The sequence below is a fragment of the uncultured Amphritea sp. genome (genome assembly GCF_937127095.1).
In the GTDB taxonomy this organism is placed as follows: domain Bacteria; phylum Pseudomonadota; class Gammaproteobacteria; order Pseudomonadales; family Balneatricaceae; genus Amphritea.
In genome coordinates this window covers 1-8650 of record NZ_CAKZLP010000088.1, presented here as the reverse complement: position 1 = coordinate 8650, position 8650 = coordinate 1, and the positions used below count along the sequence as shown (strand labels likewise).

Below are 8650 nucleotides of genomic sequence, written 5' to 3'. Positions count from 1 at the left end.
AGAGAGAAGCGAGGCAGAACTATGCCGAATCAAGAAACACAGTTCACCCACTTTGTACCCTATCCTATTAAGGATGGCGAAGAGTACATGAACGATGCTCAAAAAGATCATTTCCGCCAAATCCTGAATTCCTGGAAACAGGAGCTAATGGAAGAGGTAGACCGTACCGTTAACCATCTGCAGGAAGAAGCAACCAACTTTGCCGATCCCAGCGACCGGGCCAGCCAGGAAGAGGAGTTCAGCCTGGAACTGCGTACCCGTGACCGGGAGCGCAAGCTGATTAGCAAAATTTCTAAAGCGATGGAAAGCATCGACGAAGATGATTATGGCTATTGTGATGCCTGTGGCGTAGAGATCGGCGTCCGCCGTCTGGAAGCACGTCCTACAGCAACGCTTTGTATCGACTGCAAAACCCTGGCTGAGATCAAAGAGAAACAGCTGGGTATCTGATCTGATCGAGGCTGACTTAATAGTCAGTCGCTTTTGCAATGGTCTATACAGGTCGTTTCGCCCCGTCACCCACTGGCCCGCTCCACTTTGGCTCCCTTCTGGCAGCACTTGCCAGCTATCTTGACGCCCGTGCCCATAATGGCCACTGGTTACTACGCATTGAAGACCTTGACCCTCCCAGAGAGGTGGCTGGGGCTACTGACAGCATTCTCAGATCCCTCGAACAGTTTGGCCTGACATGGGACGGTGAAGTCATTCGCCAGAGCCACCGTCACGCGATTTACAATGATATTCTGACACAGCTGACCGAGTACGGCGCGACCTACCGTTGTAGCTGCTCCCGACAGACTCTGCTTAAACGCAGTGGCGACACTTTCTATGATGGTTATTGCCGCAACCATCCACCGCCTCAGGATGCACAATGCGCCATCCGCGTTCACTGCGAGCAGGACTACCCCTTCGATGACCGCATTCAGGGGGCTCAGCAATTCAGTCACCGGACTGAGGATTTCACGCTCTTTCGCCGGGATGGTTTGTTTGCCTACCAGCTGGCCGTCACCATCGATGATGCGCAGCAACAGATCACCCATATCGTCCGCGGCTCCGACCTGCTCGACTCAACACCAAAACAGATACATCTACAGCGATTACTGGGGTACCATCAACCGGCCTATGCGCATATCCCGGTGGCGACAAACACACTGGGACAGAAACTCAGCAAGCAGAATTTCGCCCCGGCTCTGGATGATAACCAGGCACGCCAACTGATTATTCGCGCACTGAAATTTCTGGGGCAACAGCCGCCGACTGAGTTAGCCGACAGCAGTGTCGAAGAGTGTCTTATCTGGGCCACACACCACTGGGATATTACCGCCATCCCCAAAACCACGGGCTTCATTCTGGAGGAGTGCTGATGCATTTTTACCGCGTTATGATCGTACTGGTGATTGGCGGCTATCTGCTATCACCGATTCTCGATCAATGGTGGCCGGATTCAGCTACCCCCTGGTACCGGCCTTACATTATCTGGGCAGCCCTTATTCTGATACTGGCAATCCTGGAACGGAGACGGCGCAGCGATGAATTTTAACCTGACCTCTCTGCTGCTGATCGCCATCGCCTATCTGGCGGCACTGTTTGGTACCGCCTATATCACTGAGCGCGGCTGGATCCCTAAGCGCGTCATCTATCACCCACTCACCTATGTGCTGTCACTGGGCGTATTTACCAGTGTCTGGACCTTTTATGGCGCTTTCGCGATTGCCAAGGAGTCCGGCTATACGTTCCTGGCATCCTACCTCGGTGCGTCTGCTGCGTTCTTTCTCGCACCGGTGATTCTGATTCCAATACTGCGTATCACCCGCACCTACGAATTAAGTTCACTCGCCGACCTCTTTGCGTTTCGCTTTCGTTCAGCGACCGCAGGGACACTGACTGCACTCTTTTCACTCATCGCGATTCTGCCACTGATATCGATTCAGATTCAGGCTGTTTCAGATTCACTGCACATTCTGAACCAGGATTTTTCCTCTGATCAGATCGCTATAGGCTTCTGCTCCCTGATCGCCCTGTTTACGATTCTGGTGGGCGCCCGCAACCCATCATTGCGCTATAACCGGACCGGTCTGATTATGGCAATGGCAACCGGCTCACTGATCAAGCTATTCGCGATGGTCACCATCGCACTCTATGCGCTCTACAGTGTGATGGATGGTCCAGGCGGACTTGACCTCTGGCTGCAGCAACACCCTCAGGAGTTGGCAGTATTTGACACTCAGCTGGACAGTAACCTTTGGCGTACCATGCTACTGGGGTTTTTCTCAGCCATCATTGTAATGCCCCATACCTTCCATATGATGTTTACTGAAAACACCTCCTCCAATAGCCTGCATAAAGCCAGCTGGGGCGTGCCACTCTACCTGCTGATACTGGCGCTGGCAGTCCCCCCTATTCTCTGGGCGGCTATCAGACTCGGAGTTGCTGACCAGCCTGCCTTCCTGATTCTGCACCTGGGGATAAAACTGGAATCCAACTTTCTCACCACACTGGCCTTCATTGGCGGACTGACTGCCGCCAGCGGCATCATTATTGTGGCGACAATATCTATCGCTTCGATGTTGCAGAACCATCTGATTCTGCCGCTGATTCCACCACTGTCGACGCAAAAACTCTACTCCCGTCTACTCTGGCTTCGACGCATACTCATTATCATCATGATGCTGGGCAGTTATCTGTTCTACGCCCAGGTGGGCCTTAACTACAACATCCACTGGCTGGGCACCCTGGCGTTTATCGCCTTTATGCAGTTTCTACCGGGTATTCTCGCCACGCTTTTCTGGCCCGGCGCTAACCGCACTGGTTTCTGCCTGGGGCTCATTGTCGGTATGGGAATCTGGATTATCTCCATGTTCACAGGCTTGCTTAGCGGCGCTCTAAGTAATGATTCGTCGATTCTGGATCAGCACAATTGGCATCAGATTGCTATCTATGCGCTTACCGCAAACATTACCGTCTTCCTGCTCGGATCAATTCTGACACGCAGCTCCCAGGAGGAGATTGCCAGCGCCAGCGCCTGCCTGCATAACAGCCTGCAACGCCCGATCGGCCCTCAACTGAACATCAGTCACAGTGATGAACTGATAACATTACTGAGTTCGCGACTGGGTAAAGTGACCGCGCAGAAAGAGATAGAACATGCGCTGCATGAACTGAACATCGTCAGCGGAGAGCTGAACGCAATCGATCTGATGCGACTCAGAACGCTGATCGAAAGCCGACTGAGCGCACTATTCGGACCGGTCGAAGCCAGCGCATTGTTAAATCAACAGGTGCGTAAAGATTCACTGGATCAATATCGCACCCGTGACATCCACCTGCTAGAAGGACAGCTGGAAAACTATCAGACCCGCCTCAGCGGTCTGGCTGCCGAGCTGGACAACCTGCGCCGCCATCACCGATTGACTCTGCAACGCCTGCCTGTCGGTGCCTGCTCGCTGGATGAAAAGGGCCAGATCATCTTCTGGAATGAGGAGATGGAACAGTTCACCGGACTACAAAACTCGGCCGTGTTAACCAAAAAGCTGATCAGTCTGCCCGCCCCCTGGGGTGAACTGCTGAACGATTTTTCCAGCCAGGAGCAAAACCATCTGTTGTCTCACCACCTGTTGATAAAGGGAGAGAACTGCTGGCTTAGCCTGCACAAAGCCAGCCTGGCAGAGAACTCCGAGTCGATGGTTATTCTGTTAGAGAATGAAACTGAAAACCAGATTCTGGTTAACCGCCTGTCCCATAACGAGCGCCTCGCATCGATTGGCCGGTTTGCAGCAGGCGTCGCACACGAGATAGGCAATCCGGTCACCGGTATCGCCTGTCTGGCACAAAACCTCAAATATGAAACCGACGATGATATTATTCTTGAAAGCGGCAAACAGATCGTTGCCCAGACTCAACGCATCACCCGCATCGTGCAGTCGTTAATTCGTTTTGCCCATACGGGCCAGAGTGACAGTCAGCAACTGCTGGAAAATATCAACCTGAAAGAGCTGACCGACGAAGCCCTGCATCTGGTATCGATGGATAGCCGCGGCAGGGAGATAAAACTGATTAATAACATCGATGCCGCGTTGAATATCAGTGGTGACCCGCAGCGACTGATGCAGGTATTTGTCAACCTGATCAATAATGCCTGCGATGCCTCGCCGATTCATAGCTCGGTATGGCTGGAGGCGGAACAGAACGCCAACTCAATTGAGATCAGCGTCAACGATGAAGGCAGTGGCATCTCACCAGAGCATCACAGCAAACTATTTGAACCCTTCTTTACGACAAAAGACCCGGGTAAAGGCACCGGCCTGGGGCTGCCTTTGGTCTATAACATCATTGAGGAGCATTATGGTAGTATTAACATAGTGAGTCCCGCCAATAAAAATCAGAACAATGGCACTCAGGTGGTTATCACCCTCCCGGTCACTTTGCAGGATTAAGTTTGTAGAATAACAGACACCTGCCGACCAGAGGACAAGAAGCAAAGGTAAACCGAATGAGCCGCATTCTGATCGTAGAAGATGAATCTATTATACGTGCTGCACTCCGGCGTCTGCTGGAACGCAACAATTACACCGTTGACGATGCCGGATCCGTCGACGAAGCAAACAACCTGTTCAATCTTAATGATTATAACCTGATCATCAGCGACCTGCGCCTGCCCGGCGCACCCGGAACAGATCTGATCACCCTCGCCAAGGCAGTACCGGTAGTCATTATGACCAGTTATGCCAGTATGCGCTCCGCTGTTGATGCGATGAAACTGGGCGCTGTGGATTATATTGCTAAGCCCTTTGATCACGATGAGATACTGGAAACCATCGCCAACATCATCAAACTGCGGGGGGCTGAGGATAAAACCGCGCAACCCAAGGGTACTTCCCATCCGCTCCCCGAGAACCAGATGGTGGGTACATGCAGCGCGATGCAAAATCTCTTTAACCGGATTCACAAAGTGGCCCGTACCGATGCCACGGTGCTGATTCAGGGCGAATCCGGTACCGGCAAAGAGCTGGCTGCCCGGGCAATCCACCAGCAAAGCGCTCGTTCAGGCTCGCCAATGGTGTCGGTTAACTGTGCATCGATTCCGGAAACACTCATAGAGTCTGAACTGTTCGGTCACGAAAAAGGCGCCTTCACCGGTGCCGATTCTGCCCGCAATGGATTAATTGAAGCCGCCAATGGCGGCACGCTGTTTCTCGATGAGATTGGCGAGCTGCCTCTGGAGGCACAGGCACGCTTGCTACGGTTTCTGCAGGAGGGCGAGATCCGCCGGGTGGGTGCTGTTAAATCAACCAACGTCGATGTCCGTCTTATTGCCGCGACTCACCGCAACCTGAAAGCGCTGGCCAAGACCGGCGAGTTCCGGGAAGACCTGTATTACCGGCTGTATGTCATGGAGCTGCAGATGCCGCCGCTGCGGGAACGGGGTGAAGATATTATTGAGATCGCTCATCAGTTTTTACAAAAGAGTTGCGAAAAGCTCGGCTCACCGCTGCTCAGTTTCAGCGAAGACGCCTGTCAGACGATGGTCCGCTATAACTGGCCAGGCAATGTCAGGGAGTTACAGAATGCCATCGAACGAGCGGTTATTCTGGCGGATGACCACAGCATCACCACCGATCTGCTCGGCCTGGACATTGAACCAGGATCACTGGCTGAACTGGAATCCAGTTTTGCCAGCGGCCGCTCAATTATTGCAGGAACCGACACTGACCAGAGAGAGCGAAGACCTGAACAAAACCTTTCACTGGACGATTATTTTCAGCGTTTTGTGCTGGAGAATCAGGACAACATGAGCGAAACCAAGCTGGCGAAAAAACTGGGGGTTAGTCGCAAGTGTTTATGGGAGCGACGCCAGAAGCTAGGCATTCCACGAAAGTCTAAAGAGGAACAGCTCAGCTAATATCTGATAGCGGAGTAACACTTTCAGAAGTGTTACTTATCCCCCATTGAGCAACCGCAGCATGGGTAAAAAGGTAACACTTTTTGTTACCCAAACTATTCAGGGCCGGTAACAAACAGCAGAATAAAATAACAAAACAAATAAAAACAAACACTTAAATAAACTGGCACAACAACTGCTGTATATAGATCAAGAAAAAGAACAATACTTACAGTCATTAATCATAATAAAAATAAAACCCAGATTATGAACTGATAAGTAACCTGCCTCGAATAAAAATAAAAATGAGGCTCTAAAAGCTGGTCGCTGAATTGACACCCAATACAACGGTCCCGAATCAGTGCTCTTAGAAATAAAAACAACAAGCTAAGACTGAGTTGTTGTCTAAAAGCGATCAGCTTACCCATCTACTGTTATCCTCTAATTACCAACACCCTGCACACACTAAAGATCAGTTAAACTGCGGCGTAAACTGCATTTTTTGATTGAATTTCATGCTATTATTCTGCGCTCTTGTTTCTGCGTAAGTTTTTCAGTGATATATGGACAAAAACTCATCACCTATAGGCTCGTTTATCCGCAAATTGTTCGGTAGTAATCGAAAGCAATCAGCCAGCGAAACCAGCCCGCAACACAGCGGCCCTCAGCTGATCCCTGAAGAGATCCATCAGATCTCCCGACGCCAACTGAACGATGCCGCGATGAAAACCGCGTATCACTTGCAGGATGAAGGCTACGAAGGCTATCTGGTCGGTGGCTGTATCCGCGACCTGCTCATGCATAAGCAACCCAAAGATTTCGATGTCGCCACCAATGCCACCCCGGAACAGGCCCATGCGATATTTCGGCGCTCACGGCTGATCGGTCGCCGCTTCAAACTGCTGCATGTCCGTTTCGGCCGGGATATGATCGAAGTCGCAACGTTCCGCGCCAGCCATGACAGCCATCCGACCAACACCGATGGTGAACATGGTCGGCAGAACGACAGCGGCATGATTGTGCGGGATAACGTATATGGCACCATTGAAGAGGACGCCCTGCGTCGCGACTTCACTGTCAATGCCCTCTATTATTGCCCTAAAGATCACTGCGTTTACGATTTTACCAACGGTTTCAGTGACCTTAAACAACGCACCCTGCGCATGATCGGTGATCCGGATGCCCGCTATCGGGAAGACCCGGTACGCATGATCAGAGCCGCGCGCTTTGCGGCAAAACTCGGATTCAGCATCGAACCGGAAACCGAAGCCCCTCTGTATGAACTGGGCTATCTGCTTAAGGATATTGCCCCGGCACGCTTGTTTGACGAAGTTCTGAAAATTTTTCAGTCAGGACACGGTGTAGAATCTTACCATCAGTTCCGCAAATACGGCCTGCTGGAGCATGTCTTCAGTCAGACAGCCCACAGTCTTGATAACCCTGACGGCGCGCCCGTAGAAAAGCTGGTACTGAACGCATTGCAGAATACCGACCGTCGGATTCAGCAGGACAAAAGTGTTACCCCCGCCTTTCTGTTTGCCGCCCTGCTCTGGTATCCAATGCAGCAGCGGATGAATCAACTGCAGAAAAAAGAGGGGATGCATACGGTGCCGGCGATGCACGAGGCAGCCAATCAGGTGATTGGTGAACAGATCCGTCAAACGGCTATCCCCCGGCGCTTCTCCACCCCGATCAGAGAGATCTGGGAGCTGCAGTTCCGTCTGCCCCGGCGTCAGGGCAAAAGGGCTGACCGGTTGATGGAGCACCCACGCTTCAGAGCAGCCTATGACCTGCTCATGCTGCGGGAAAACAGCGGCGAAGCGTTAGAGGGACTGGGTAAATGGTGGACCGACTATCAGACTCAGAACCCCCAGATCCGCAGCCATATGGCCCGTGAATTTCCTAAGGATGAAGCCCCGAAGCGACGCCGCAGACGCCGCGGGCCGGCGAAGCAACAAGAGCAGAACAATGGTTGAAACAGCTGATTCAGACGATTGGATCCGCTGCTTCATTGGCCTTGGCAGTAACCTCGAACACCCGGTTACCCAGGTCGCCAGCGCACTGCTTGAACTTGAACGCTTACCTCAGTGTCGCAACCTGATTCATTCCAGTTTATATCGTAGTGACCCGGTAGGCCCGCCCGGCCAGCCCGATTACATCAATGCAGTTGCCTGCCTTGAAACCACACTCCAGCCGTTAGCATTGCTGGATGCGATGCAGGCCCTCGAGCAGCAACATCAGCGAGTCAGAATTCAGCACTGGGGGCCACGCACCCTTGATCTGGATCTGCTGCTCTATGGTGATCAGCAGATCAGCAATGAGCGCCTGACCGTCCCCCACCCTTATATTCAGGAGCGCAGTTTTGTGCTCTACCCCCTGGCTGAAATTGCCCCGCAACTCAGCATTCCTAACCAGAAAAGCCTCGCAGAATGCCTTAAAAACTGTGAAAAAGGCACTCTGGAACGAATTTAGTCAAACAGTAAGGCCCTATAAAACAATAAGTTATGATGATTGTTACTGCTTTGCACAATAGGTAATAGTTAAACCGAAAAGGCCTATGTATAATCCCCTCCGTCTGAGTAATAAATAAGCAGGTTCTCTTATGAGCAGCATTACCCTTCATACACTGATGGCTCGTAAACAGGCCGGTGAAAAGTTTGCGGTGTTAACCGCATACGACGCCTGTTTTTCCCACCTTATCAGCACCGCGGGTGTTGAGGTGATGTTAGTGGGCGACTCCCTGGGCATGGTATTGCAGGGCAATGACAGTAC

8 protein-coding genes are annotated in these 8650 nt (G+C 51.9%); all 8 read left to right on the top strand.

The window, feature by feature from the left end; translation table 11 throughout:
- Nucleotides 1–21: 21 nt before the first annotated feature.
- The gene (dksA, locus tag Q0499_RS23115; RefSeq protein ID WP_299205284.1) at nucleotides 22–450 is read left to right on the top strand and encodes an RNA polymerase-binding protein DksA; all 429 of its coding nucleotides are present in this window, start codon (nucleotides 22–24) and stop codon (nucleotides 448–450) included.
- 38 nt (nucleotides 451–488) lie between these two features.
- Complete coding sequence (gluQRS, locus tag Q0499_RS23110) at nucleotides 489–1364, top strand: tRNA glutamyl-Q(34) synthetase GluQRS (protein WP_299205278.1); 876 nt, start codon at nucleotides 489–491, stop codon at nucleotides 1362–1364.
- Nucleotides 1364–1540 (top strand): hypothetical protein, encoded by a 177-nt coding sequence (locus Q0499_RS23105; protein ID WP_299205275.1) that lies wholly within the window; start codon nucleotides 1364–1366, stop codon nucleotides 1538–1540. Before gluQRS ends, Q0499_RS23105 begins: the two co-directional genes overlap by 1 nt.
- Nucleotides 1530–4433: an ATP-binding protein gene (locus Q0499_RS23100; RefSeq protein ID WP_299205271.1), complete on the top strand. Its 2904-nt coding sequence runs from the start codon at nucleotides 1530–1532 to the stop codon at nucleotides 4431–4433. Before Q0499_RS23105 ends, Q0499_RS23100 begins: the two co-directional genes overlap by 11 nt.
- Before the next feature lie 56 nt (nucleotides 4434–4489).
- Complete coding sequence (locus tag Q0499_RS23095) at nucleotides 4490–5899, top strand: sigma-54 dependent transcriptional regulator (protein WP_299205268.1); 1410 nt, start codon at nucleotides 4490–4492, stop codon at nucleotides 5897–5899.
- Nucleotides 5900–6441: 542 nt separating this feature from the next.
- On the top strand, nucleotides 6442–7854 hold the full coding sequence (gene pcnB, locus Q0499_RS23090; RefSeq protein ID WP_299205265.1) for a polynucleotide adenylyltransferase PcnB: 1413 nt from the start codon (nucleotides 6442–6444) through the stop codon (nucleotides 7852–7854).
- Nucleotides 7847–8350 carry a 2-amino-4-hydroxy-6-hydroxymethyldihydropteridine diphosphokinase gene (folK, locus tag Q0499_RS23085; RefSeq protein WP_299205262.1) on the top strand — a complete coding sequence of 168 codons (504 nt, stop codon included), beginning with the start codon at nucleotides 7847–7849 and terminating at the stop codon, nucleotides 8348–8350. Before pcnB ends, folK begins: the two co-directional genes overlap by 8 nt.
- A gap of 130 nt (nucleotides 8351–8480) precedes the next feature.
- Nucleotides 8481–8650: 3-methyl-2-oxobutanoate hydroxymethyltransferase (locus Q0499_RS23080; RefSeq protein ID WP_299205281.1), on the top strand; the 170-nt coding region annotated here is incomplete at its 3' end.